We start from the raw sequence: 24,767 nt of genomic DNA on the forward strand, positions 1-24,767 counted from the left end.
CCTGCGGGAGCAACGTTTGCTCCCGCAGAATTATTTCAGCCTGACTTTGCCTACATCCACCCACGCTCCGCCATCGACAACGGCTCCCCATCGCCAACGATGAAATGATCGAGCACCCGCACATCGATCAACTCCAGCGCCTCCTGAAGCCGCTCAGTGAGCACCCGGTCGGCCTGGCTGGGCTCGGTGTTGCCGGAGGGGTGGTTGTGGCACAGGATCAGCGCGGCGGCGTTGTGGGCCAAGGCCCTTTTGACCACCTGCCGGGGATGAACACTGGCGCTGTCGATGGAGCCGCGAAACAGCGCCTCGAAGGTCAGTACCTGGTGCTTGGAATTGAGAAACAGGCAACCGAACACCTCGTGGGGCTCGTGACGCAGCATCGATTTCAGGTACTCACGAACCGCCAGCGGGTTTTCCAGCGCGGGTTTTTCCCGTGCCCGTTCAGCCAAGTGCCGACGGCTCATTTCCTGAACCGCTTGCAACTGGGCAAACTTCGCCGGCCCGAGCCCCATATGATTACTGAATGTGATCTGATCAGCTTCAAGCAGCGCGCGCAGGCTGCCAAATTGCATCAATAGTTGTCGCGCCAGATCCACCGCGCTTTTGCCCGACACGCCGGTTCGTAAAAAAATCGCCAGCAGCTCGGCGTCCGATAGACTCCCCGCCCCTAGCGCCAATAACCGCTCCCGTGGCCGCTCGGCCGCGGGCCAATCGCGAATACTCATGACATCTCCCTGATTGTGGGCGCCGCTGTTCCGTAGCGGTCGCTGTGATATCGTAGCCCATCTTTTTTGCAGGCGATTTGCACCCTGGCAGGCTGCTGCCAAGGGGTTCGCCCTGCACTGACCACTGAAATCGAAAGGCAGGCCTATGCAGCGGCTGTATCGGAAACGCATCGTTCTGGGCGTCGGCGGCGGCATTGCCGCCTACAAGAGCGCCGAGCTGGTTCGCAGGCTTATCGACCAGGGCGCGGAAGTACGGGTCGTCATGACCCGCGGTGGCAGCGAGTTCATTACCCCGCTGACCATGCAAGCCCTGTCCGGACACCCGGTCCACCTGGATTTGCTCGACCCGGCGGCCGAAGCCGCGATGGGCCATATCGAACTGGCCAAGTGGGCCGATCTGGTGCTGATCGCCCCAGCCACTGCCGACTTGATCGCCCGCTTGGCCCAAGGCATCGCCGACGACCTGCTGACCACCCTGGTGCTCGCCACCGACGCGGTGGTCGCCGTGGCGCCAGCCATGAACCAGGCCATGTGGCGCGACCCGGCCACCCAGGCCAACCTGCAATTGCTGGAGAGCCGCGCCCTGAAAGTCTTCGGCCCGGCCTCCGGCAGCCAGGCCTGCGGCGATGTCGGCATGGGCCGCATGCTCGAAGCAACCGACCTGGCCCAGTGCGCCGCCGACTGCTTCCAGCGCCAAGCCCTGACCGGCAAGCACGTGCTGATCACCGCCGGACCGACCCAGGAAAACATCGACCCGGTGCGCTACATCACCAACCACAGCTCCGGGAAAATGGGCTTCGCCCTGGCCGAAGCCGCCGTGGAAGCCGGCGCCCGGGTGACGCTGATCACCGGTCCCGTGCACTTGCCGACACCGGACAGGGTCACGCGCATCGACGTGGTCAGCGCCCGGGACATGCTCGCAGCCTGCGAAGCGGCGATCCCCTGCGACCTGTTCATCGCCTCGGCGGCGGTGGCGGACTACCGCCCCGAAGTCGTCGCCCCGCAAAAATTGAAGAAAGACCCTACAAGCGGCGACGGCCTGCTACTGCAAATGGTGCGCAACCCGGACATCCTGGCCAGCATTGCCACCCGTCCCGACCGCCCGTTCAGTGTCGGCTTTGCCGCCGAGACCGAACACCTGCTCGATTACGCCGCACGCAAGCTCAAGGACAAAAACCTCGACTTGATCGTCGCCAACGACGTGGCCAACCCGAGCATCGGCTTCAACAGCGAAGAAAACGCCTGCAGTGTGATCGACCGCCAGTTGCACGCCACACTTTTTGCCCAGACCAGCAAGAGCAAGATTGCCCGCCAGCTGATCACTTTTATCGCCGAACGTCTGAACCAGGTTTAATGTCATGCACGCCCTACAAGCCAAGATCCTCGATCCACGCATCGGTAACGAATTTCCGCTGCCGCAATACGCCACAACGGGCTCCGCCGGCCTCGACCTGCGGGCAATGCTCAAGCAGGACACAATCCTGGAGCCGTGCCAGACCCTGCTGATTCCTACCGGTCTGTCGGTGTACATCGGCGATCCGGGCCTGGCGGCGCTGATCCTGCCGCGCTCGGGCCTGGGTCACAAGCACGGCATCGTGCTGGGCAACCTGGTGGGCCTGATCGACTCCGACTACCAGGGCGAACTGATGGTGTCGTGCTGGAACCGCAGCCAAACGGCCTTCAAAATTGCCGTGGGCGACCGCATCGCGCAGTTGGTGCTGGTGCCGGTGGTCCAGGCCCACTTCGAACTGGTCGAAACGTTCGACGAAAGCCAGCGCGGCGCGGGTGGTTTCGGGCATTCCGGCAGCCATTGACCGGTGGTTTTCGGGCCGGGCGCGCTGCCCGGCCTGTTTGTGAAGCGTGTGTTTCAGGACAAAAAATGCGCGATGGCTTTCTGCTAGGTTTCCCACCCGGAATCAGTGTATTAGGCGAGCGCGGCCGGGGTAACGCTGTCTCATGGCACTTTCCCACCACGAACTCTCTGTCAAAAACGCCGTCATACCCTTCAGCTTGAGCCCGCCGATGCTAACCGTCGGCCTGTCCAGTCACTTTCCTGATAGAGCGCCCCGCCCATGAACACCCCAGCCGCAATCGCCCCGATCTTCCCTGACAGCATCTTCCGCGCCTACGACATCCGTGGCGTGGTACCGGAAACCCTCACCGCCGAAACCGCCTACTGGATCGGCCGCGCCATCGGCTCCCAAAGCCTGGCCCAGGGCGAACCGAATGTGTGCGTCGGCCGTGATGGCCGCTTGTCGGGTCCTGAGCTGGTCGCACAGTTGATCAAAGGCGTTGCCGACAGTGGCTGCCACGTCAGCGACGTGGGCCTGGTGCCGACCCCGGCGCTGTACTACGCCGCCAACGTGCTGGCCGGCAAATCCGGGGTAATGCTCACCGGCAGCCACAACCCGTCGAACTACAACGGCTTCAAGATCGTCATCGCCGGCGATACCCTCGCCAACGAGCAGATCCAGGCCCTGCACACCCGCCTCAAGACCAACGACCTGAGCAGCGGCCAGGGCAGCGTGACCAAGGTCGATATCCTCGAGCGCTACAACGACGAGATCGTCAAGGACGTGAAACTCGAACGTCGCCTGAAAGTGGTGGTCGATTGCGGCAACGGCGCGGCTGGCGTGATCGCCCCGCAACTGATCGAAGCCCTGAACTGCGAAGTCATCCCGCTGTTCTGCGACGTGGACGGCAACTTCCCCAACCACCACCCGGACCCGGGCAAGCTGGAAAACCTCGAAGACCTAATCGCCAAGGTCAAGGAAACCAACGCCGACCTGGGCCTGGCCTTCGATGGCGACGGCGACCGCGTGGGCGTGGTGACCAATACCGGCAGCGTGGTGTTCCCGGACCGCCTGCTGATGCTGTTCGCCAAGGATGTGGTGGCGCGCAACCCGGATGCCGAGATCATTTTTGACGTCAAGTGCACCCGTCGCCTGGTGCCGCTGATCAAGGAATATGGCGGTCGCCCGCTGATGTGGAAAACCGGTCATTCGTTGATCAAGAAAAAAATGAAACAAAGCGGCGCCCTGCTGGCCGGCGAAATGAGCGGCCACATCTTCTTCAAGGAACGCTGGTTCGGTTTTGACGACGGCATCTACAGCGCCGCGCGCCTGCTGGAAATCCTCAGCAAGGAGAAATCCACCGCCGAAGAGCTGTTTGCAACCTTCCCGAACGATATTTCTACGCCAGAAATCAATATCCATGTGACCGAAGAGAGCAAATTCAGCATCATTGATGCACTGCACGACGCTCAATGGGGCGACGGCGCCGAACTGACCACCATCGATGGTGTGCGGGTCGACTATCCCCACGGCTGGGGCCTGGTTCGCGCATCCAACACCACACCGGTGCTGGTACTGCGTTTCGAGGCCGACAACGAGGCCGAACTGCAGCGCATCAAGGATGTGTTCCACACCCAACTCAAACGTGTTGCACCTGATCTCCAACTACCGTTTTGATTTTTTTCAAGCACTACCGGAGCCCTGAATGACCCTCGAACGCGAAGCCGCCGCCAACACCGCCAAGGTCCTGTCCGAAGCGTTGCCTTATATCCGACGCTACGTCGGCAAGACCCTGGTGATCAAATACGGCGGCAACGCGATGGAAAGCGAGGAGCTCAAGACCGGCTTCGCCCGCGACATCGTGCTGATGAAGGCCGTGGGCATCAACCCGGTGGTCGTACACGGTGGTGGCCCGCAAATCGGTGACCTGCTCAAGCGCCTGTCGATCGAAAGCCACTTCATCGATGGCATGCGCGTGACCGACGCGCAGACCATGGACGTGGTGGAAATGGTCCTGGGCGGCCAGGTCAACAAGGACATCGTCAACCTGATCAACCGTCATGGCGGCAGCGCCATCGGCCTGACAGGCAAGGACGCCGAGCTGATCCGGGCGAAGAAACTCACCGTCACCCGCCAGACACCGGAGATGACCCAGCCGGAAATCATCGACATCGGTCATGTGGGCGAAGTGGTCGGCATCAACACCGACCTGCTGAACCTGCTGGTCAAGAGCGACTTCATTCCGGTCATCGCCCCCATCGGCGTGGGCGCCAACGGTGAGTCGTACAACATCAACGCCGACTTGGTGGCGGGCAAGGTGGCCGAGGCACTGAAAGCTGAAAAGCTGATGCTGCTGACCAACATCGCCGGCCTGATGGACAAGTCGGGCAAAGTCCTGACCGGGCTGTCGACCCAGCAGGTCGATGACCTGATCGCCGACGGCACCATCTACGGCGGCATGCTGCCGAAAATTCGTTGCGCGCTAGAAGCGGTACAGGGCGGCGTCGGCAGCTCGCTGATCATCGACGGTCGGGTACCGAATGCGATCCTGCTGGAGATTTTCACCGACACCGGTGTGGGTACGTTAATCAGCAATCGCAAGCGTCCCTGATAGCTGAAGCACCAAAATCGCGATCTTTGACAGTTTCAAGTGGATTCGAAACATGAAGTCCACTTTGCGCTGACAGGGCTCGCGATTTTTTTTGCGGGCAAGAAAATATCTGGGTTTTCGGGCAAGTGGATGCCGTACTGCGCGCCTTTCATTTATGGGAGTGAAGATCCACTGAAAAACCAAGGCCCTGTTTCCAGGGCCCTGGTTTTCAGACGCCGAACTGCGCCCGATAAGCCTCAACCGCCGGCAGGTGCTGCTTGAGCTGCGGATCGTCGGCCAAAAACTCCAGCACCTGGCTCAGTGAAACAATGCTGATCACCGGAATGCCAAAGTCACGCTCCACTTCCTGGATCGCCGACAGCTCACCGTTGCCGCGTTCCTGGCGGTTCAGAGCGATCAGCACGCCAGCGGCCTTGGCGCCTTCCTGGGAACCGATGATCTGCATCACTTCACGAATGGCCGTACCGGCAGTGATGACGTCGTCGATGATCAACACGTCGCCAGTCAGCGGCGCACCCACCAGGCTACCGCCTTCGCCATGGGCCTTGGCTTCCTTGCGGTTGAAGCACCAAGGCAAGTCGCGACCGTGGTGTTCGGCCAGGGCGACGGCAGTGGTGGCGGCCAGCGGGATGCCTTTGTAGGCCGGGCCGAACAGCACGTCGAACGGGATACCGCTCTCGACGATGGCTGCCGCATAGAAACGCCCCAGTTGCGCCAGGGCGGAACCGCTGTTGAACAGGCCGGCATTGAAGAAGTACGGGCTGGTGCGCCCGGACTTGAGGGTGAACTCACCGAAGCGCAAAACGCCGCGATCGATGGCAAAGCGAATGAAATCGCGCTGATACGCCTGCATGAAAAAAGCCTCAAATACCGCGGATTTAGCTAAATAGGTAGACGGCGTGTATCATACACGCACGTGATTTTTGGGGCCATTTATGCGGATCATCAGTGTGAACGTCAATGGTATTCAGGCTGCAGTGGAGCGAGGTTTGCTCAGTTGGCTGCAAGCACAGAATGCCGACGTCATCTGCCTGCAGGACACCCGCGCCTCCGCCTTTGAACTGGACGATGCAGCCTTCCAACTGGATGGTTACTTCCTTTATGCCTGCGATGCCGAAGTCCCCGCCCAGGGTGGCGTGGCTTTGTACTCGCGGCTGCAACCGAAGGCTGTCATCAACGGTCTCGGTTTCGAGACGGCGGACCGCTACGGGCGCTACCTGCAAGCCGATTTCGACAAGGTCAGCATCGCGACCTTACTGCTCCCTTCAGGGCAGAACGGCGATGAAGATTTGAATCAGAAATTCAAGTTGATGGACGACTTCGCCCGTTATCTGGATAAACAGCGACGCAAACGTCGCGAGTACATCTATTGTGGCTCGCTGTACGTGGCGCAACAGAAGCTGGATATCAAGAACTGGCGCGACAGCCAACAATCTCCTGGCTTCCTGGCGCCGGAACGGGCCTGGATGGACGAGATCATTGGCAACATGGGTTATGTCGACGCACTGCGTGAAGTCAGCCGTGAAGGCGACCAGTACAGTTGGTGGCCGGACAACGAACAGGCCGAGATGCTCAACCTCGGCTGGCGCTTCGACTACCAGTTGCTGACACCTGGGTTGCGCCGCTTCGTACGCAGCGCCCGCCTGCCGCGCCAGCCACGGTTCTCGCAGCATGCGCCGCTGATCGTGGATTACGACTGGACGCTGACCATCTAAGCGTATCGACGACATCCCCAGGTCGACCGACCAAAGAAAATGCCCGCATCGCAAGATACGGGCATTTTTTATGGCGCGCGCCACCGCTCGGAATATCAAGCCACGGCAAAAAACGGCAGAGCAAGGTACAGCTTGATGACGATGACGTTAATGATATCGATGAAGAACGCCCCCACCATTGGCACCACCAGAAACGCTATCTGTGAAGGCCCATAACGCTGCGTCACTGCCTGCATATTGGCAATGGCCGTCGGCGTGGCACCCAACCCAAAACCGCAATGCCCTGCCGCCAAGACGGCTGCATCGTAATGACTGCCCATGATTCTGAACGTCACAAAAATCGCAAATAGCGCCATGACCAATGTCTGAGCCGCCAGAATGATGAAGATCGGCAAGGCCAACGACGCCAAATCCCACAATTTGAGTGACATCAAGGCGATCGCCAGAAACAGTGACAGACTGACATTGCCGAGTACGGACACTTCTCGCTCAAATACTTGATACAAGCCAAGCGCCGAAAGCCCATTGCGCAGGACCACCCCCACGAACAAGACGCAAACAAACGTCGGCAACTCGAATGCGGTGTCGTGGAGCTGCCCGTTCAAGAGCGTACCAGCCAACAGGCTGACCGCGATCAGGGCGAGCGTTTCGATAAACGAAAACGGCGTAATCGAGCGCTCTTTGTTCGGCTGTTCGAAACCCTTGGGCACCCGGGGCTTTTCTGACTCAAGGCCAGCGGGTGACTGGACACGCTTGATGAGCAGGCGCGCAACCGGTCCTCCGATCAAGCCACCCAACACCAAGCCAAACGTCGCGGAAGCCATTGCAAGTTCGGAGGCGGAAGCCAGACCGAACTTTTCACCGAACACTGTCCCCCACGCCGCGCCCGTGCCGTGACCGCCCGCCAAGGTGATCGAGCCCGTCAGCAACCCCATCAACGGATCGAGCCCCAGCGCTTTTGCGAGCCCAATACCCATGGCATTCTGGACCACCAACAGGCCGACGACCGCCAGCAGGAAAATCCCAACGACGCGACCGCCTTTCTTCAGGCTGGCGAAGTCTGCGCTCAGGCCAATCGTGGCAAAAAATGCCAGCATTAACGGTGTTTGCAGTGAAGTATCAAATCGAACTTCAACTTCAAGCCCCCGTAAAACCAGGAGAACCAGGGCAACTACCAGCCCGCCCGCCACAGGCTCAGGGATATTGTAGGTGCGTAGAAAACCAACACGTGTAACAAGTCCGCGCCCCAACAAAAGCACTAGAGAGGCCGCGACAAGTGTTCCATAGAAATCGAGCTGAAACATGAGTGTTTATTCTTTGAATATATATTCAGAGGCGAACTTTTTACCTGGACACGCCTCTTGAACAGGTTGATAGCCTCAACACTGATTATCTTTGATTTCAAGGACCTTCAATGGTCTGAATATATCGAAATATTTCTGAGGGAATATAACTTGGCGCAACTTTATCAATCGAGATGTCTTGTTGCCAAGCTTAGAGGCCACACTGAAAGCGTGCAGTTGTGACTAGAAGTGTATGAGCGATATATGCGCACGATAACGCTCTACGCAACGGAGCACCGCACATAAAGAGAAACAATTATGACTTCAAAAAAGACAATGCCCCGATAAGCCGGGGCATTGTTCCTGAATCGCAGCACTGATCGTTATTTGACCAACCGCCAAGTAAACGGATACCGATACGGCTGCCCTTCATTGGCCTTCACGCCACCGATGATGGTCAACACCAACGCGCCAATGGCCACCAGCCCGAACAAGAAGAAGCCGATCACCACGACCATCAGCAGCAGGCAGATCGCCGAGGCAATCGCCACGGTGATCTGGAAGTTCAGCGCTTCCTTGCCCTGGGCATCGATGAACGGGTCGGATTCACGTTTGAGCTGCCAGAGCACCAGCGGCCCGATCAGCGTGCCGAACGGGATCCAGATCCCCAACAAGGCGGACAGGTGACAAAACATTGCCCATTGACGCGCCTCTTTACTCGGCTGGGGCAGTAGGATTGGCTCATCACTCATGACGCTCTCCTTGTCTTGAATCGGGGATCGATCAGTCAGCCAAGGCGGCCTTTTGCAGTTCGAATATCTCGTTCATGCCTTTCTTCGCCAACTCCAGCATAGCGTTCAATTCTTCCGGCTGGAACGGCGCGCCCTCGGCAGTGCCCTGGACTTCGATGAAACCGCCGGCACTGGTCATGACCACGTTCAGGTCAGTCTCGGCGGCGGAGTCTTCCAGGTAATCCAGGTCCAGCACCGGCTCGCCCTGGTACATGCCCACGGATACAGCGGCGATCATTTGCTTGAGCGGGTCGCCGCCCTTGAGGCCGCCGCGCTTCTTGATCACTTTCAAAGCATCGACCAGGGCGACCATGGCCCCGGTAATGGACGCAGTACGCGTGCCGCCGTCGGCCTGGATCACGTCGCAATCGACATACAGCGTCACGTCGCCCAGCTTGGACATGTCCAGCGCAGCACGCAGCGAGCGGCCGATCAAGCGTTGGATTTCCAGGGTACGGCCGCCCTGCTTGCCACGGCTGGCCTCACGCTGGTTCCGCTCACCGGTGGCGCGCGGCAGCATGCCGTACTCGGCTGTCAGCCAGCCTTGACCCTGACCCTTGAGGAACCGTGGCACGCCGTTTTCGACACTGACGGTGCAGATGACCTTGGTATCACCGAATTCGACCAGTACAGATCCCTCGGCGTGTTTGGTGTAGTTGCGGGTAATGCGGATCGAGCGAAGCTGATCGGCAGCGCGACCACTTGGACGTTTCATAGGGAATACCTGTACAGAGGACGGAAAACTGCCGAGCATTATAGAGCCGTGAACCGTCATAGGGCAGTTAAACGTAGCGCAGTTCTAAAAAGCCGGCGCAAGCGAAGCCTCGCAAAGACCCGCCCGACGGGTTGCTGCGCTTTGTCGCAAGCGCGGTTGGGGGCATGCGCTTCACTGCGCTACAATCCTGCGCCTTTGCTGCCCTTGGGCTTTTAATTTACAGATTCCAGGCCCACGACCACCGTCGTGCCGGCCTGCATTGCGAGGAACCTCCATGGTGCACAGCATGACCGCCTTCGCCCGCGTCGAAAAAGCCGGGGCCCAAGGCACGCTGAGCTGGGAACTGCGCTCGGTCAACAGCCGCTACCTGGAGCCGCACCTGCGCCTGCCCGAGTCTTTCCGCGAGCTGGAAGGGGGCGTGCGCGAAGCACTGCGCCAGGGCCTGTCCCGGGGCAAGCTGGAATGCACCCTGCGTTTCACCGAAGAAAGCACCGGCAAAACCTTGCAAGTGGACCGCGAGCGCGCCGCGCAATTGGTCGCCGCAGCCGAAACCGTTGCCAGCCTGATCAAGAACCCCGCGGCCCTGAATCCACTGGAGGTCCTGGCCTGGCCCGGCGTGCTGGTGGGCGACGCGAGCGACCCACAGGCGCTGAACGCCGAGGCGCTGGCGTTGTTCAACCAAGGCTTGAAGGAACTCAAGGCCGGCCGCGAGCGCGAAGGCGCGGAGTTGGCCCGACTGATCAACGAGCGCCTGACCTCCATTGAAGAAGACGTCAGCACCCTGCGTGAACTGGTCCCGCAGATGCTCGCCACCCAGCGCCAGAGAGTCCTCGACCGTTTCACCGATATGAAGGTCGAGCTGGACCCGCAACGCCTGGAGCAGGAAATGGTCATGCTCGCGCAAAAGAGCGACGTGGCCGAAGAACTGGATCGCCTGAGCACCCACATCATTGAAGTTCGCCGGGTGCTCAATTCCGGTGGTGCGGCCGGTCGCCGCCTGGACTTCCTGATGCAGGAACTCAACCGCGAAGCCAACACACTGGGCTCCAAGGCCTTCGACCCGCGCAGCACCCAGGCGGCGGTCAACCTCAAGGTGTTGATCGAGCAAATGCGCGAACAAGTGCAGAACATTGAGTAAGGCTAACCCGACATGACCCACAGCACCGGCACTCTCTACATCATTTCCGCGCCCTCGGGCGCCGGCAAGACCAGCTTGGTCAAGGCCCTGATCGACGCCGAGCCGCAGATCCGCGTCTCGGTCTCGCACACCACCCGCGCCATGCGCCCGGGCGAAGTGAACGGCGTGAACTATCACTTCGTCGACCGCGAAGAGTTCGTGAAGATGGCTGAGCACGGCGACTTCCTGGAGCGCGCCGAAGTTTTCGGCAACCTCTACGGCACTTCGCAAAGTTATCTGCAGCAGACCCTCGATGAAGGCCACGACCTGATCCTGGAAATCGACTGGCAAGGTGCCGAGCAAGTGCGCAAGCTGATGCCCCAGGCCCGTTCGATCTTTATCCTGCCGCCGAGCCAGCAGGCCCTGCGCCAGCGCCTGACCAACCGTGGCCAGGACAGTGACGAAATCATCGAGGGCCGGATGCGCGAAGCGGTCAGCGAGATGAGCCACTACGTCGACTATGACTACCTGATCATCAACGACGATTTCGCCCACGCGCTGGACGACCTGAAGGCGATTTTCCGCGCCAGCCAGCTGCAGCAAAAACGCCAGCAGCAACGTTTCGGCAAATTATTGGCCGAATTGTTGGGCTGAACAGCTCTTCCCAAAACCGCTGTGACGGCTTTACATTGGTAGTCGCAGCGCGCCGAGGGGTTTGGTTAAAAAATCAGCGCTTCCCTAAACGCTGGTGTTTTTTTAAACTGTCGAGTCCGCTCGCCCAACCGGGCAGCGCGCATATTGCATTCGCTCCGAGGAATACCATGGCCCGCGTAACCGTTGAAGACTGCCTAGAACACGTGGAAAACCGCTTTGAGCTGGTCATGCTCTCTACCAAGCGTGCCCGTCAACTGGCCACCGGAGGCAAAGAGCCGTTGGTCCAGTGGGAAAACGACAAGCCTACCGTAGTAGCGCTGCGTGAAATCGCCGAAGGCCTGATGAGCTACGAGTTCATCGCCAACGCTGAAATCGTCGAAGACGAACCGCTGTTCGCAGCGTTCGAGGACGAGTCCAACGAGGCGGTCTAAGCCTATGCCTGGTCGACGTAGCACGGCGCGGGGTCACAGCAAACGGCAGGAGTCATCATCATGCCGAGCATAGACGCCCTCGCCGATCGCTTATCGGCCTACCTCGGCACGGACCAGGTCAACCTGGTCCGCCGAGCCTATTTCTACGCTGAACAAGCCCACGACGGCCAACGCCGGCGCAGCGGCGAGGCGTACGTCACGCATCCACTTGCGGTGGCGAATATTCTTGCCGACATGCACATGGACCATCAGAGCCTGATGGCGGCGATGCTGCATGACGTGATCGAAGACACCGGCATTGCCAAGGAAGCGCTGCAAGCGCAGTTCGGCGAAACCGTGGCCGAACTGGTCGACGGGGTCAGCAAACTGACCCAGATGAACTTCGAGACCAAGGCCGAGGCCCAGGCCGAAAACTTCCAGAAAATGGCCATGGCCATGGCCCGCGACATTCGCGTGATCCTGGTCAAGCTCGCCGACCGCCTGCACAACATGCGCACCCTTGAAGTGCTGTCCGGCGAAAAACGCCGGCGCATCGCCAAGGAAACCCTGGAAATCTACGCGCCCATCGCCAATCGCCTGGGCATGCACGCGATCCGCATCGAGTTCGAAGACCTCGGCTTCAAGGCCATGCACCCGATGCGTTCAGCGCGGATCAACCAGGCCGTCAAGCGCGCCCGGGGCAACCGCAAGGAAATCGTCAACAAGATCGAAGAGTCCCTGAGCCACTGCCTGGTCATCGACGGCATCGAAGGCGAAGTCAGCGGGCGGCAGAAACACCTCTACGGCATCTACAAGAAAATGCGCGGCAAGCGTCGCGCCTTCAACGAAATCATGGACGTCTACGCGTTCCGGATCATCGTCGACAAGGTCGATACCTGCTACCGCGTGCTGGGCGCTGTACATAATTTGTACAAACCGTTGCCAGGGCGCTTCAAGGATTACATCGCGATCCCCAAGGCCAACGGCTATCAGTCGCTGCACACCACGCTGTTCGGCATGCACGGCGTACCGATCGAGATCCAGATCCGCACCCGCGAAATGGAAGAGATGGCCAACAACGGCATCGCCGCCCACTGGCTGTACAAATCCAGCGGTGACGAACAGCCCAAGAGCACCCACGCCCGCGCCCGACAATGGGTCAAGGGTGTGCTGGAAATGCAGCAGCGTGCCGGCAACTCCCTGGAATTCATCGAGAGCGTCAAGATCGACCTGTTCCCGGACGAGGTTTACGTCTTCACGCCCAAGGGCCGGATCATGGAGCTGCCCAAGGGCTCCACGGCCGTGGACTTTGCCTATGCGGTGCACACCGATGTCGGCAACAGTTGCATCGCGTGCCGGATCAACCGCCGCCTGGCACCGTTGTCCGAACCACTGCAAAGCGGTTCCACGGTGGAAATCGTCAGCGCCCCGGGCGCACGCCCCAACCCGGCATGGCTCAATTTCGTGGTCACCGGCAAGGCCCGCACCCATATCCGTCACGCCCTGAAGCTGCAACGCCGCTCCGAATCCATCAGCCTCGGCGAACGCTTGCTGAACAAGGTGCTGAACGGTTTCGACAGCTCACTGGACAAGATCCCGGCCGAGCGCGTGCAGTTGATGCTCAACGAATACCGTCTCGAATTGATCGAAGACCTGCTCGAAGACATCGGCCTGGGCAATCGCATGGCCTACGTCGTCGCCCGCCGCCTGCTCGGCGAAGGCGAACAGCTGCCAAGTCCCGAAGGCCCACTGGCGATTCGCGGCACCGAAGGCCTGGTGCTCAGCTATGCCAAGTGCTGTACGCCGATCCCGGGCGACCCGATTGTCGGCCATCTGTCCGCCGGCAAAGGGATGGTGGTGCACCTGGACAACTGCCGCAACATCAGCGAGATCCGGCATAACCCGGAAAAATGCATCCAGCTCTCCTGGGCCAAGGATGTCACCGGCGAATTCAACGTCGAGCTGCGGGTCGAACTGGAACACCAGCGCGGCCTGATCGCCCTGCTGGCCAGCAGCGTCAATGCCGCCGACGGCAATATCGAAAAAATCAGCATGGACGAACGCGATGGCCGCATCAGCGTCGTTCAATTGGTGGTCAGCGTGCACGACCGTGTGCACCTGGCCCGCGTGATCAAGAAACTGCGCGCCCTGACCGGCGTTATCCGCATCACCCGGATGCGCGCATAGCGCCTCAAATAGCCACCTCATTATCAGGAGTCTTCAATGACTAAGACTGTTATCACCAGCGACAAGGCCCCGGCCGCCATCGGTACTTATTCCCAAGCGATCAAGGCCGGCAATACCGTGTACATGTCGGGCCAGATTCCACTGGACCCCAAGACCATGGAGCTAGTGGAAGGCTTCGAAGCCCAGACCGTGCAGGTGTTCGAAAACCTCAAGGCCGTGGCCGAGGCCGCCGGTGGTTCGTTCAAGGACATCGTCAAGCTGAACATCTTCCTCACCGACCTGAGCCACTTCGCCAAGGTCAACGAGATCATGGGCAAGTACTTCGACCAGCCTTACCCAGCCCGCGCCGCCATTGGCGTGGCAGCCCTGCCAAAGGGCTCGCAGGTTGAGATGGATGCCATCCTGGTCATCGAGTAATAAGGTCGGCGCAGCCTCCCCCGCTGCGCCGTTTTCGTCTTGAAAGGATTCCACCATGCGCAAAGCGCTTGCTCTCTCGCTGGCAGCCCTGCTTCTGGGCGGCTGCGCCAGCGACCCTGCCGACCGTGACATCAGCGGCACCTGGATCAACCAGGCGGCCATCGACGCTGCCGCCAGGGGCGGCCCGCTTCGCGAAGCGCTGCAGGGCTATGGCCCGAACCTGGAATGGGACGTCAACACCCGGGCCGGTCAGGCGCGCTACACCAACGGCTATGAAAACGTCGAAGGCAAATTGCTGGGCGAAGAAGACGGTGCGTGGAAAGTCGATTTTTACGGCAGCTCCGCCAGTGAACTGCAGCGCGACGGCGACCAGTTGAGCCAGGCCGCCACCGAGAACGAACCACAGCAGGTGTTCGACCGCGCGCAAGTCAAAGTCCCGGAAGGCGCGCCCATCGGCGCCAGTTTCGAGCGCGCGCTGTATGCCGCCTACCTTGGCGGCACCTGGAACATCGCCAGCGGCCCCGGCCAGGGCGCCACCGTGCAATTCCAGCCCGACGGCCAGATCAGCGGCCTGCCCGGCGTCGATCGGTACGCCTTGTGCCTGGCGGGCAGTTGCGCGTCCATGAGTGACGGCTACGACAACATCTGGCTGCAACAGAACGGGCTGGGCAACACCTGGATCTTTGCCCGAGACGGTAAGAGGCTGGAAATTTTCCAGACGATCAACGCGTCGCTGGCCGATGAAATACCTTCGCTCACGCCGGGTGATCGGAAGTGGGTGCTAGAAAAGCAGTAACGCGGATCCCCGTGGGAGGGAGCCTGTGGGAGCAAAGCTTGCTCCCACAGTTTGTTTTGGGGTGTCAGGCGAATCAGCAGCGCCCTTCCAGGATCGCCGCATAGCCCTCGCGAAAACTAGGATACCGCGGCGTCCAGCCCAAGGCCTTCGCCCGGGCATTGCTGCAGCGCTTGCTGCCGGCACGGCGCACGCTGGCATCTTCGGCCCACTCGGTAACGCCCATGTACTCCCGCAACCAGCCCACCACTTCGGCCAGCGGCGCAGGCGCGTCGTCGACGCCAATGTAGCAATCGTCCAGCACCTGCCCCTGACGATCAGCTTCCAGCAGGAACGCCAGCAAGCCGGCCGCATCGTCGGCGTGAATGCGATTGGCGTACAGCGGCGGGTCTATCACCACGCGATAACCTTGGCGCACCTGGCTCAGCAGCCACTCCCGACCCGGCCCATAGATGCCGGTCAGGCGCACGCGACTGGCCGCAATGCCACTGTCCAAGGCCACTTGTTCGGCTTCAAGCATCAGCCGACCGGAATAGCCGCCGGCCACGGCTGGCGAGGTTTCATCCACCCATTCGCCCTGCTGCTGCCCATAAACACTGCTGCTGGACACAAAAAGCAGGCGCTTGGGTCGCTGGCCATGCTGCTTCAACCAGCTCAACACATGCTGCAACCCTTCGACATAAGCCGTGCGATAGCCCGCCTCGTCATGGTCGGTAGCGGCAGCGCTGTACACCAGGTAATCCAGCGACCCGGTGGGCCAGTCGGCCGGGCATTGCTCACTGAACAAATCCCCCGCGACCCCAATGACGCCCGCCGGCAGGTTCGAAACCGTGCGCCGCAGGCCATAGACTTGCCAATGCTCGGCCACTAACTGGCTGGCCAGGCGGCCACCAATATCACCGCAGCCGGCGATCAAAACAGAAGGCGCGGACATCAAGAACTCCTCTGGCAAAGCCGCAGACTAGCCTTCGTGGGGGACGAGCGGCTAGCCATGTGAGAAAAAAGTTACTGTATTACTTTTGTTAACAAGAATTAATTGCAATAATGCCCGCCACTTTTGTTCTCGGCCCACGAGGCCCGGAAGAACATCAACCTTCTTTTTTCTCTCAGGTCCGGCCAGCATGAAACGCTCTCTATCCCCCGCTTCGCCAACCAATCGACCTCGTGCCTGGAGCACGGTAGCCGCCCTGCTGTTCAGCCTGCTGCTGGCACCTGCCGCCGCATTCGCTGATGCACAGACGCCCGCCACGCCCCCGGCCACCGCACCGGCTGCTGCCCAGGCACCGGCCGACCCGGCCGTTCCCGTTGCAACGCCCATCGCCACCGACCCGGCCCAAGCCATCGAGGCCGACGCACCAGAAGTGCTCGAAGCCGACAACTCCCTGGGCATGGCCCACGACCTGTCGCCATGGGGCATGTACAAGAACGCCGACATCATCGTGAAAATCGTGATGATCGGCCTAGCCATCGCCTCGATCATCACCTGGACCATCTGGATTGCCAAAGGCTTCGAGCTGCTGGGCGCCAAGCGTCGCTTGCGCGGTGAAATCGCCGCCCTGAAAAAAGCCACCACCCTCAAAGAAGCCAGCGCCAGCGCCGCGAAGGCAGGCACCCTCGCCAACCTGCTGGTGCATGACGCACTCGAAGAGATGCGCCTGTCGGCCAACAGCCGCGAGAAAGAAGGCATCAAGGAGCGCGTGAGCTTCCGCCTCGAGCGCCTGGTCGCCGCCTGCGGTCGCAGCATGAGCAGCGGCACCGGCGTGCTCGCCACCATCGGTTCGACCGCACCGTTCGTCGGCCTGTTCGGCACCGTGTGGGGCATCATGAACAGCTTCATCGGCATCGCCAAGACTCAGACAACCAACCTCGCCGTCGTCGCACCTGGCATCGCCGAAGCCCTGCTGGCAACGGCCTTGGGCCTGGTCGCAGCAATCCCGGCCGTCGTGATCTACAACGTCTTCGCCCGCTCCATTGCCGGCTACAAGGCCCAGGTCTCCGACGCTTCGGCCGAAGTCCTGCTGCTGGTCAGCCGCGACCTCGACCACCTGCCGCCCGAGCGTGGCTCGCAACCGCACATGGTGAAAGTGGGGTAATCGGCCATGGGCCTGCATTTGAAAGAAGGCGCAGACGACGATCTGGCCGAGAACCACGAAATCAACGTCACGCCGTTCATCGACGTGATGCTGGTGCTGTTGATCATCTTCATGGTGGCCGCCCCGCTCGCCACCGTGGACATCAAGGTTGACCTGCCGGCGTCAACGGCCAAGCCCTCGCCACGGCCGGAGAAACCGGTGTTCCTCAGCGTCAAGGCCGACCAGCGCCTGTTCCTGGGCGAAGACGAGGTCAAGGCCGAGAACCTCGGCGTGACCCTCGACGCCAAGACCCAGGGCAAGAAAGACACGACGATCTTCTTCCAGGCCGACAAAGGCGTGGACTACGGCGACCTGATGAGCGTGATGGACGCGCTGCGGGGCGCCGGCTACCTGAAGGTCGGCCTGGTCGGACTCGAGACGGCGCGGCAGAAATGATCACGACGCGCCAAAAGCTGACGCGTTACAGCGGTAGCCTGGTGGTGGTGCTGGGCGTGCATGCGCTCGCCATCGCCCTGGCGCTGAACTGGACATCGCGCCCGCCCATCGAATTGCCTCCCCAGGCAATGATGGTCGAGCTAGCGCCGGTACCAGCCCCGCCGCCACCGGCACCGCCAAAAGTCGTCACACCGCCGCAACCTCCCGAGCCGGTCGAAGAATTGCCGCTGCCCAAGCTTGCCGAAGCGCCGAAGCCGGAGATCTCCGTGCCCAAGCCAAAGCCAAAGCCAAAGCCTCAACCGCCCAAGCCCAAACCGGTGGAAAAAAAGCCCGAGCCACCGAAGGAAAAACCGTCGGAGCAGAAGCCCAGCGACACCCCGCCAACCCAGTCAGTGGCCGAGAAGTCCGCGCAACCGGCTCCTGGCCCGTCGCCTGCGCAATCGGCTGCCAAAGCCAATTGGCAGGGCACGCTGCTGGCGCACCTGGGCAAGTACAAGAAATACCCGCGCAGGGCCCAGCAGATGAACAAGGAAGGCACCAACCGCCTGCGTTTCGTGGTGGATGCCGAAGGCAACGTGCTGTCATTCGAACTGGTGGGCCGCTCCGGCACGGAGTCGCTGGACAAGGCCACCCTGGAAATGATCCGCCGCGCCCAACCGCTGCCCAAGCCGCCGGCGGAGCTGCTGACCAACGGCACCATCGAACTGACGGCACCGTTCGTGTACTCCATCGACAAGCGCCGGCGTTGATCCAGACCTGGCACCTCGATGGCATGGTGAATCTTGCTCCCGCTGGGCCTGTAGGAGCTGCCGAGCGGAGCGAGGCTGCGATCTTTCCCCTGGCGCTTGAGTCTCAAGCGTCAGGGGAAAGATCAAAAGATCGCAGCCTTCGGCAGCTCCTACACAAGCCCAGCGGGAGCAAGCTCCCTCGCCACAATGAGTACAACCGGCAGAAAGGCATCGAAAGATGCCTTTTTCATATCCGGCAACGACCCGACAGACATTGGACAGTGTCACACCGCCCCCCCAGTCTGATAACGTGCGTCTATCGATTGCAGCCGGTATGCTTGGCTCGCAACTTCACGGACGCTCGCCATGACCCTCACAGAATTACGCTACATCGTGACCCTCGCCCAAGAGCAGCATTTCGGCCATGCGGCCGAGCGCTGCCACGTCAGCCAGCCGACGCTGTCGGTGGGCGTGAAAAAGCTTGAAGACGAACTCGGTGTGCTGATTTTCGAGCGCAGTAAAAGCGCCGTGCGTCTGACCCCCGTGGGCGAAGGCATCGTGGCCCAGGCACAAAAGGTCCTGGAACAGGCCCAGGGCATTCGCGAACTGGCCCAGGCCGGCAAGAACCAACTGACCGCCCCGCTGAAAGTCGGCGCGATCTACACCGTCGGCCCGTACCTGTTCCCGCACCTGATTCCGCAACTGCACCGGGTCGCCCCGCAGATGCCGTTGTACATCGAAGAAAACTTCACCCATGTGCTGCGCGACAAGCTGCGCAACGGCGAGCTGGACGCGATCATCATCGCCCTGCCGTTCAACGAAGCCGACGTCCTGACCCTGCCGCTCTACGACGAACCGTTCTACGTCCTGATGCCGGCCCAGCACCCCTGGACCCAGAAAAAAACCATCGACACCGCCCTGCTCAACGACAAGAGCCTGCTGTTGCTTGGCGAAGGCCACTGCTTCCGCGACCAGGTGCTCGAAGCCTGCCCGACCCTGACCAAGGGCAGCGAAGGCGCCAAGCACACCACGGTGGAGTCCAGCTCCCTGGAAACCATCCGCCATATGGTCGCGTCGGGCCTGGGTATTTCGATCCTGCCGCTGTCGGCGGTGGACAGCCATCATTACTCCCCAGGCGTGATCGAAGTCCGCCCACTGACGCCACCCGTGCCGTTCCGCACCGTCGCCATCGCCTGGCGCGCCAGTTTCCCGCGGCCCAAGGCCATCGAGATCCTCGCCGACTCGATCCGCCTGTGCTCCGTGGCCAAGCCGCCCGCTGGCAAGTAAGCCGCAGTCATGACTGAGCTGTCGAAAGTGCCGGTCACGGCACTCAAGGGTGTCGGTGAAGCCATGGCCGAGAAACTGGCCAAGGTCGGCCTGGAAAACCTCCAGGACGTGCTGTTTCACTTGCCGCTGCGTTACCAGGACCGCACCCGCGTGGTGCCCATCGGCCATTTGCGCCCGGGGCAGGATGCGGTGATCGAAGGCACCGTCAGCGGCGCCGACGTGGTCATGGGCCGTCGTCGCAGCCTGGTGGTTCGCCTGCAGGACGGCACCGGCGGGCTCAGTCTGCGCTTCTACCATTTCAGCAATGCGCAAAAGGAAGGCCTCAAGCGCGGCACCCGTGTGCGCTGCTACGGCGAGGCGCGGCCCGGGGCTTCGGGGCTGGAGATCTATCACCCGGAATACCGCAGCATCACCGGTGACGAACCGCCGCCAGTGGATGAAACCCTGACCCCAGTCTATCCGCTCACCGAAGGCCTGACCCAACAACGCCTGCGCCAGCTCTGCCAGCAAACCCTGACCCTGCTCGGCCCCAGCAGCCTGCCCGACTGGCTGCCCACGGAACTGGCCCGGGATTACCAACTGGCACCGCTGGCCGATGCGATCCGCTACCTGCACCATCCGCCCGCCGACGCCGATGTCGACGAACTCGCCCTCGGCCATCACTGGGCGCAACATCGTCTGGCGTTCGAAGAACTGCTGACCCATCAACTGTCCCAGCAACGCCTGCGCGAAAGCCTGCGCTCCCTGCGCGCCCCGGCCATGCCCAAGGCCAAGGATCTGCCGGCCCGCTACCTGGCCAACCTTGGTTTCGCCCCCACGGGTGCCCAACAACGGGTCGGCAACGAAATCGCCTACGACCTGAGCCAGCCCGAGCCGATGCTGCGACTGATCCAGGGCGATGTCGGCGCCGGCAAGACCGTGGTCGCCGCCCTCGCGGCGCTGCAGGCATTGGAGGCCGGATATCAGGTGGCGCTGATGGCGCCCACCGAGATCCTGGCCGAACAACATTTCATCACCTTCCAGCGCTGGCTCGAACCGCTGGGCATCGAAGTCGCCTGGCTGGCCGGCAAGCTCAAAGGCAAGAACCGCGTCGCCGCCCTGGCACAGATCGCCGAAGGCGCACCCATGGTGGTCGGCACCCATGCGCTGTTCCAGGACGAAGTGCAGTTCAAGAACCTGGCTTTGGTGATCATCGACGAACAGCACCGCTTCGGCGTGCAACAGCGCCTGGCCCTTCGGCAAAAAGGCGTGGGTGGGCGGATGTGCCCTCATCAGTTGATCATGACCGCCACGCCAATCCCGCGGACCCTGGCGATGAGCGCCTACGCCGACCTCGACACCTCGATCCTCGACGAACTGCCGCCCGGCCGCACACCGGTCAACACCGTGCTGGTCACCGACACCCGACGAGTGGAAGTGATCGAACGCGTGCGCAGCGCCTGTGCCGAAGGGCGACAGGCCTATTGGGTGTGCACATTGATCGAAGAGTCTGAAGAGCTGACCTGCCAGGCGGCCGAAACTACCTTTGAGGACCTCACTGCGGCCCTCGGCGAGTTGAAGGTCGGGCTGATCCACGGGCGCATGAAGCCCGCCGAGAAAGCCGCCGTCATGGCTGAATTCAAGGCCGGCGCCCTGCAACTGCTGGTCGCGACCACGGTGATCGAGGTTGGGGTCGATGTGCCCAATGCCAGCCTGATGATCATCGAGAACCCCGAGCGCCTGGGCCTGGCGCAGCTGCACCAGTTGCGCGGCCGGGTGGGCCGGGGCAGCGCCGCCAGCCATTGCGTCTTGCTGTATCACCCACCGCTGTCCCAGATCGGGCGCCAGCGGCTGGGAATCATGCGTGAAACCAACGACGGCTTCGTCATCGCCGAAAAAGACCTCCAATTGCGCGGCCCCGGTGAAATGCTCGGCACGCGCCAGACCGGCCTGCTTCAATTCAAGGTAGCCGACCTGATGCGCGACGCCGACCTGCTCCCCGCCGTACGCGACGCCGCCCAGGCCCTGCTGGAATGCTGGCCCGACCACGTCAGCCCGCTGCTGGATCGCTGGCTGCGTCATGGGCAGCAATACGGCCAAGTGTGAGCACGCGCTCAGTTTTCAAGACCCGCGTGCCGGACAAGCTGGTTATACTGACCAACTTGTAGGAAAACGGATACAGACCATGACAGAAGCTGCCCTCGTCCCCGAAGCTCCGCACGCTCCGTCTGTTATTCGGCTGTTGCTCGAGAAATTGGGCATCGGCTATGACGAAGTACTCGAACGACCCGGCCTGAACCCAGCCCGCAAAGTGCAGGCGGTGTTGTTGCACGATGCCGTTGGCGCGCTCATGGTGCTGTTTCCGCAAAGCCAGTTGCTGGACCTCAATCGCCTGGCCGAACTCACCGGTCGCAAGCTCACGGCGGTGCCGACCGAACGCCTGGAGCGCATGCTCGGCAAACACAGCCTGAGCCTGCTGCCCGGCCTGCCGGCGCTGACCAGCTCTCCGTGCCTGTACGAAGAAAGCCTGCTGCGCGAACCGAAGTTGCTGATCAACTCCGGCGAGCCGGGGCTGCTGCTGGAAGTCACCAGCGAAGCGTTCAAGACCATGCTCACCAAGGCCAGCGCCGCGACGTTCGGCGAAGCCGTGAGCAACATCACCCCCAACCTGGACCGACCGCACGACGACCGCGCGGAAATCACCCAGGCGGTCCAGGCGTTCACCGCCCGGCGTATCCAGCAACGGCTGGAAGAAACCATCGAGATCCCGCCGCTGGCGGAAACCGCGCAAAAAATCATCAAGCTGCGGGTCGACCCCGACGCGACCATCGATGACATCACTGGCGTGGTGGAAACCGACCCTGCCCTGGCCGCGCAAGTGGTGAGCTGGGCCGCCTCGCCCTACTACGCCTCACCGGGCAAGATTCGCTCGGTGGAAGACGCAATCGTCCGCGTGCTGGGCTTCGACCTGGTGATCAACCTGGCGCTGGGCCTGGCCCTGGGCAAGACCCTCAGCCTGCCCAAGGACCATCCGCAACACACCACGCCGTACTGGCACCAGTCGATCTACACCGCCGCCGTCATCGAAGGCCTGACCCGCGCCATGCCCCGCGCCCAGCGCCCCGAAGGCGGCCTGACCTACCTCTCCGGCCTGCTGCACAACTTCGGCTATCTGCTGCTGGCCCACGTGTTTCCGCCGCACTTCTCGTTGATCTGCCGGCACCTGGAGGTCAACCCACACCTATGCCACAGCTACGTGGAGCAGCACCTGCTGGGTATCAGTCGCGAGCAGATCGGCGCCTGGCTGATGCGCTACTGGGACATGCCCGACGAACTGGCCACCGCCCTGCGCTTCCAGCACGACCCGTACTACGACGGCGAGTACGCCGAGTATCCAAACCTGGTGTGCCTGGCCGTGCGCCTGCTGCGCTCACGAGGGATCGGCTCCGGGCCGGACGAGGAAATTCCCGATGCATTGCTCGAGCGCGTAGGCCTGTCTCGGGACAAGGTCAATGATGTAGTCAGCAAAGTGCTCGAGGCTGAAGTGCTGCTGCGCGAACTGGCTTCGCAGTTCAACCACTGATTGCAGTGCCGCAGATGAGCTTCTGTGGCGAGGGGATTTAGCTGTGGGGGCAAAGCTTGCTCCCACACGACCTTGCTCCTACATAGAATCTGCGCGGCTCAAACATTCCTGGCCTTCTTCGGCTTCAAGTACTTGGTCAGCCCTTGGAACCAGATCACCAGCGCCGGGTTACCCTTGATCTGGATCGACTTGTCCTGGATCCCCGTCATGAACGCCAGTTGTTTGTTCTTGGCCTGCATCGTGGCGAAGCCATAGGCGGCGTCCTTGAAGGCGATGGCGAACGCAGGCGCCGGGTAAGTACCGGCCTGGCTGGTGATGCGCTGGTTTTTCACGGTGAAATGCCGGGCGACTTTACCGTCCAGGGTTTGCAGCTGGAACACCAGCTCCTTGTCGCCCAACTGCTGCTGGAACGCCGGATTGGTCCGGCTGGCCTTGCCCATCAACAGTCCTAGCATCCACAGCAGAAAACGAAATTTCATGGGCACAGCCTCGTGAGAAAAGATCGATGGCTGGCAGTTTAGCGATTCTTCGGCGCAACGCCATCATCTGATCGCTTTAGCGGAATATAAGCTGATTTTCGCGAAAGATGACTGCCAAGTCACGAAAACAAAATCAAAAGATCGCAGCCTTCGGCAGCGCCTACATCGATTTCTGTAGGAGCTGCCGAAGGCTGCGCTCTTTTGATCTTTTTGCTCTCCTGCTCCTCGGACATTTCCTTCAAAACGCCGGGCAGTTCATGAACAAGGCAGCGCTTTAGAGCGCCGCTAAAGCAACTCCGAACCCACCGCAAAACGAACGAAAATCCGCCAACACAACTGCTCAGTAGCCAACTTACTTGGGTGCCGACTTGAAAACAAAACTGACCCGCAACGTAGGGCAGATCCTACTGGGGGAGCTGGCGCGGTGAAGAATACATCCAGGAAATATGACGATACGCCCTGGCAGAGGAGCCACGGACCTTATAATTTCCCCTCCCTCGCCGTAAAACAATAGCTCGGCCCCCCAATCCTGCTGCCAGTCGTCATGGGCAAAATAGATTGAAGAAACATTGTCCTCTCGACTACTGTCCGTGTGCGAATACCCCTCCGTGCCATAGGTATGTCCGTTGGCGTATGCCCTGAGCAACTTTTGCGGTGACCCAATTGTCGCCTCGATCTCTAACCACAGGGCACTAACCGACTGCAAACCTTGCCTGTCGGATAAAATAGCCGCACTGTCCGTCTCGCTACTGGTATCACCACCGGCAAAGTGTGAATGCCAGAAAAAATAATTATCGTTTTGAACATTAGAACGCCAACCGTATTGCCAGATCGGCTTTTTGGCCAATGAGCTCAACTGAGCGCCGAACGTTGTCGATATACCCCATCTCATACGTCTATCGGTGTCAGCTGAAGGGTGAGACGTAAACAAAAATAGTCGGCCGGAAGGCGTTAGGCACAGCGCCCGCCTTG

24 protein-coding genes and 1 pseudogene are annotated in these 24,767 nt (G+C 61.1%); 17 read left to right on the forward strand and 8 right to left on the reverse strand.

The features are described 5' to 3' along the window. Nucleotides 1–50: 50 nt before the first annotated feature. Nucleotides 51–725, reverse strand: a complete 675-nt coding sequence (gene radC, locus AACY42_RS12435) for a RadC family protein (protein WP_339479645.1) — start codon at nucleotides 723–725, stop codon at nucleotides 51–53. A 145-nt stretch (nucleotides 726–870) separates the two neighbouring features. Between radC and coaBC the strand changes: the two genes are divergently transcribed. The 4 genes and pseudogenes from coaBC (at nucleotide 871) to argB (ending at nucleotide 5,129) form a co-directional block, all read left to right on the forward strand. Continuing rightward, on the forward strand, nucleotides 871–2,079 hold the full coding sequence (coaBC, locus tag AACY42_RS12440; protein WP_003206865.1) for a bifunctional phosphopantothenoylcysteine decarboxylase/phosphopantothenate--cysteine ligase CoaBC: 1,209 nt from the start codon (nucleotides 871–873) through the stop codon (nucleotides 2,077–2,079). A gap of 4 nt (nucleotides 2,080–2,083) precedes the next feature. Beyond that, nucleotides 2,084–2,539 (forward strand): dUTP diphosphatase, encoded by a 456-nt coding sequence (gene dut, locus AACY42_RS12445; protein WP_339479646.1) that lies wholly within the window; start codon nucleotides 2,084–2,086, stop codon nucleotides 2,537–2,539. A 252-nt stretch (nucleotides 2,540–2,791) separates the two neighbouring features. Further along, a pseudogene (locus tag AACY42_RS12450) lies at nucleotides 2,792–4,195 on the forward strand (phosphomannomutase/phosphoglucomutase); the annotation flags it as partial. Nucleotides 4,196–4,223: 28 nt separating this feature from the next. Next, nucleotides 4,224–5,129 (forward strand): acetylglutamate kinase, encoded by a 906-nt coding sequence (gene argB, locus AACY42_RS12455; RefSeq protein ID WP_339479648.1) that lies wholly within the window; start codon nucleotides 4,224–4,226, stop codon nucleotides 5,127–5,129. 208 nt (nucleotides 5,130–5,337) lie between these two features. Here the strand turns inward: argB and pyrE are convergent, their stop codons facing one another. Next, nucleotides 5,338–5,982, reverse strand: coding sequence for an orotate phosphoribosyltransferase (gene pyrE, locus AACY42_RS12460; protein WP_339479650.1), 645 nt, complete (start codon nucleotides 5,980–5,982; stop codon nucleotides 5,338–5,340). Nucleotides 5,983–6,064: 82 nt separating this feature from the next. Here pyrE and AACY42_RS12465 point away from each other — a divergent pair, with 82 nt between their 5' ends. Beyond that, complete coding sequence (locus AACY42_RS12465; RefSeq protein WP_013694557.1) at nucleotides 6,065–6,844, forward strand: exodeoxyribonuclease III; 780 nt, start codon at nucleotides 6,065–6,067, stop codon at nucleotides 6,842–6,844. Between the two features lie 95 nt (nucleotides 6,845–6,939). On the opposite strand, the gene gltS is transcribed toward AACY42_RS12465, so the two are convergent. From gltS to rph, 3 genes are all read right to left on the reverse strand, one after another. Beyond that, nucleotides 6,940–8,148: a sodium/glutamate symporter gene (gene gltS, locus AACY42_RS12470; protein WP_339479651.1), complete on the reverse strand. Its 1,209-nt coding sequence runs from the start codon at nucleotides 8,146–8,148 to the stop codon at nucleotides 6,940–6,942. 362 nt (nucleotides 8,149–8,510) lie between these two features. Next, nucleotides 8,511–8,879: a DUF4870 domain-containing protein gene (locus AACY42_RS12475; RefSeq protein ID WP_339479653.1), complete on the reverse strand. Its 369-nt coding sequence runs from the start codon at nucleotides 8,877–8,879 to the stop codon at nucleotides 8,511–8,513. A 31-nt stretch (nucleotides 8,880–8,910) separates the two neighbouring features. Next, a complete protein-coding gene (gene rph, locus AACY42_RS12480; protein WP_003177262.1) occupies nucleotides 8,911–9,633 on the reverse strand; it encodes a ribonuclease PH in 723 nt (240 codons plus the stop codon). 274 nt (nucleotides 9,634–9,907) lie between these two features. Here rph and AACY42_RS12485 point away from each other — a divergent pair, with 274 nt between their 5' ends. The 6 genes from AACY42_RS12485 (at nucleotide 9,908) to AACY42_RS12510 (ending at nucleotide 15,214) form a co-directional block, all read left to right on the forward strand. Continuing rightward, a complete protein-coding gene (locus AACY42_RS12485; RefSeq protein ID WP_339479654.1) occupies nucleotides 9,908–10,771 on the forward strand; it encodes a YicC/YloC family endoribonuclease in 864 nt (287 codons plus the stop codon). A 12-nt stretch (nucleotides 10,772–10,783) separates the two neighbouring features. Continuing rightward, nucleotides 10,784–11,404: a guanylate kinase gene (gmk, locus tag AACY42_RS12490; RefSeq protein WP_053126561.1), complete on the forward strand. Its 621-nt coding sequence runs from the start codon at nucleotides 10,784–10,786 to the stop codon at nucleotides 11,402–11,404. Nucleotides 11,405–11,571: 167 nt separating this feature from the next. Continuing rightward, nucleotides 11,572–11,835 (forward strand): DNA-directed RNA polymerase subunit omega, encoded by a 264-nt coding sequence (rpoZ, locus tag AACY42_RS12495; RefSeq protein ID WP_003177259.1) that lies wholly within the window; start codon nucleotides 11,572–11,574, stop codon nucleotides 11,833–11,835. Between the two features lie 60 nt (nucleotides 11,836–11,895). Further along, complete coding sequence (gene spoT / locus AACY42_RS12500) at nucleotides 11,896–14,001, forward strand: bifunctional GTP diphosphokinase/guanosine-3',5'-bis pyrophosphate 3'-pyrophosphohydrolase (RefSeq protein WP_339479657.1); 2,106 nt, start codon at nucleotides 11,896–11,898, stop codon at nucleotides 13,999–14,001. A 36-nt stretch (nucleotides 14,002–14,037) separates the two neighbouring features. Further along, nucleotides 14,038–14,418, forward strand: coding sequence for a RidA family protein (locus AACY42_RS12505; RefSeq protein WP_003229509.1), 381 nt, complete (start codon nucleotides 14,038–14,040; stop codon nucleotides 14,416–14,418). 55 nt (nucleotides 14,419–14,473) lie between these two features. Further along, entirely contained in the window at nucleotides 14,474–15,214 is a 741-nt protein-coding gene (locus AACY42_RS12510; RefSeq protein WP_339479660.1) for a hypothetical protein, read from the forward strand. Between the two features lie 73 nt (nucleotides 15,215–15,287). On the opposite strand, the gene AACY42_RS12515 is transcribed toward AACY42_RS12510, so the two are convergent. After that, nucleotides 15,288–16,145 carry an SDR family oxidoreductase gene (locus AACY42_RS12515; protein ID WP_339479662.1) on the reverse strand — a complete coding sequence of 286 codons (858 nt, stop codon included), beginning with the start codon at nucleotides 16,143–16,145 and terminating at the stop codon, nucleotides 15,288–15,290. Between the two features lie 187 nt (nucleotides 16,146–16,332). Between AACY42_RS12515 and exbB the strand changes: the two genes are divergently transcribed. From exbB to AACY42_RS12545, 6 genes are all read left to right on the forward strand, one after another. Then, nucleotides 16,333–17,304 carry a tonB-system energizer ExbB gene (exbB, locus tag AACY42_RS12520; protein WP_339479664.1) on the forward strand — a complete coding sequence of 324 codons (972 nt, stop codon included), beginning with the start codon at nucleotides 16,333–16,335 and terminating at the stop codon, nucleotides 17,302–17,304. Nucleotides 17,305–17,310: 6 nt separating this feature from the next. Further along, nucleotides 17,311–17,739 (forward strand): TonB system transport protein ExbD, encoded by a 429-nt coding sequence (gene exbD / locus AACY42_RS12525; protein WP_339479666.1) that lies wholly within the window; start codon nucleotides 17,311–17,313, stop codon nucleotides 17,737–17,739. After that, nucleotides 17,736–18,488, forward strand: a complete 753-nt coding sequence (locus tag AACY42_RS12530) for an energy transducer TonB (protein ID WP_339479668.1) — start codon at nucleotides 17,736–17,738, stop codon at nucleotides 18,486–18,488. Before exbD ends, AACY42_RS12530 begins: the two co-directional genes overlap by 4 nt. A 345-nt stretch (nucleotides 18,489–18,833) precedes the next feature. Then, nucleotides 18,834–19,754 (forward strand): hydrogen peroxide-inducible genes activator, encoded by a 921-nt coding sequence (locus AACY42_RS12535; protein ID WP_339479669.1) that lies wholly within the window; start codon nucleotides 18,834–18,836, stop codon nucleotides 19,752–19,754. A gap of 9 nt (nucleotides 19,755–19,763) precedes the next feature. Then, complete coding sequence (gene recG, locus AACY42_RS12540) at nucleotides 19,764–21,839, forward strand: ATP-dependent DNA helicase RecG (protein WP_339479671.1); 2,076 nt, start codon at nucleotides 19,764–19,766, stop codon at nucleotides 21,837–21,839. Nucleotides 21,840–21,918: 79 nt separating this feature from the next. Continuing rightward, on the forward strand, nucleotides 21,919–23,316 hold the full coding sequence (locus AACY42_RS12545; RefSeq protein ID WP_339479672.1) for an aminoacyl-tRNA deacylase and HDOD domain-containing protein: 1,398 nt from the start codon (nucleotides 21,919–21,921) through the stop codon (nucleotides 23,314–23,316). Nucleotides 23,317–23,414: 98 nt separating this feature from the next. Here AACY42_RS12545 and AACY42_RS12550 read toward each other — a convergent pair whose 3' ends face one another. After that, nucleotides 23,415–23,795 carry a helicase gene (locus AACY42_RS12550; protein WP_339479674.1) on the reverse strand — a complete coding sequence of 127 codons (381 nt, stop codon included), beginning with the start codon at nucleotides 23,793–23,795 and terminating at the stop codon, nucleotides 23,415–23,417. Nucleotides 23,796–24,147: 352 nt separating this feature from the next. Beyond that, the gene (locus tag AACY42_RS28630; protein ID WP_445261529.1) at nucleotides 24,148–24,687 is read right to left on the reverse strand and encodes a 2OG-Fe(II) oxygenase; all 540 of its coding nucleotides are present in this window, start codon (nucleotides 24,685–24,687) and stop codon (nucleotides 24,148–24,150) included. Nucleotides 24,688–24,767 lie beyond the last annotated feature (80 nt).

The sequence above is a fragment of the Pseudomonas sp. RL_5y_Pfl2_73 genome, from assembly GCF_963970515.1.
In the GTDB taxonomy this organism is placed as follows: Bacteria; Pseudomonadota; Gammaproteobacteria; order Pseudomonadales; family Pseudomonadaceae; genus Aquipseudomonas.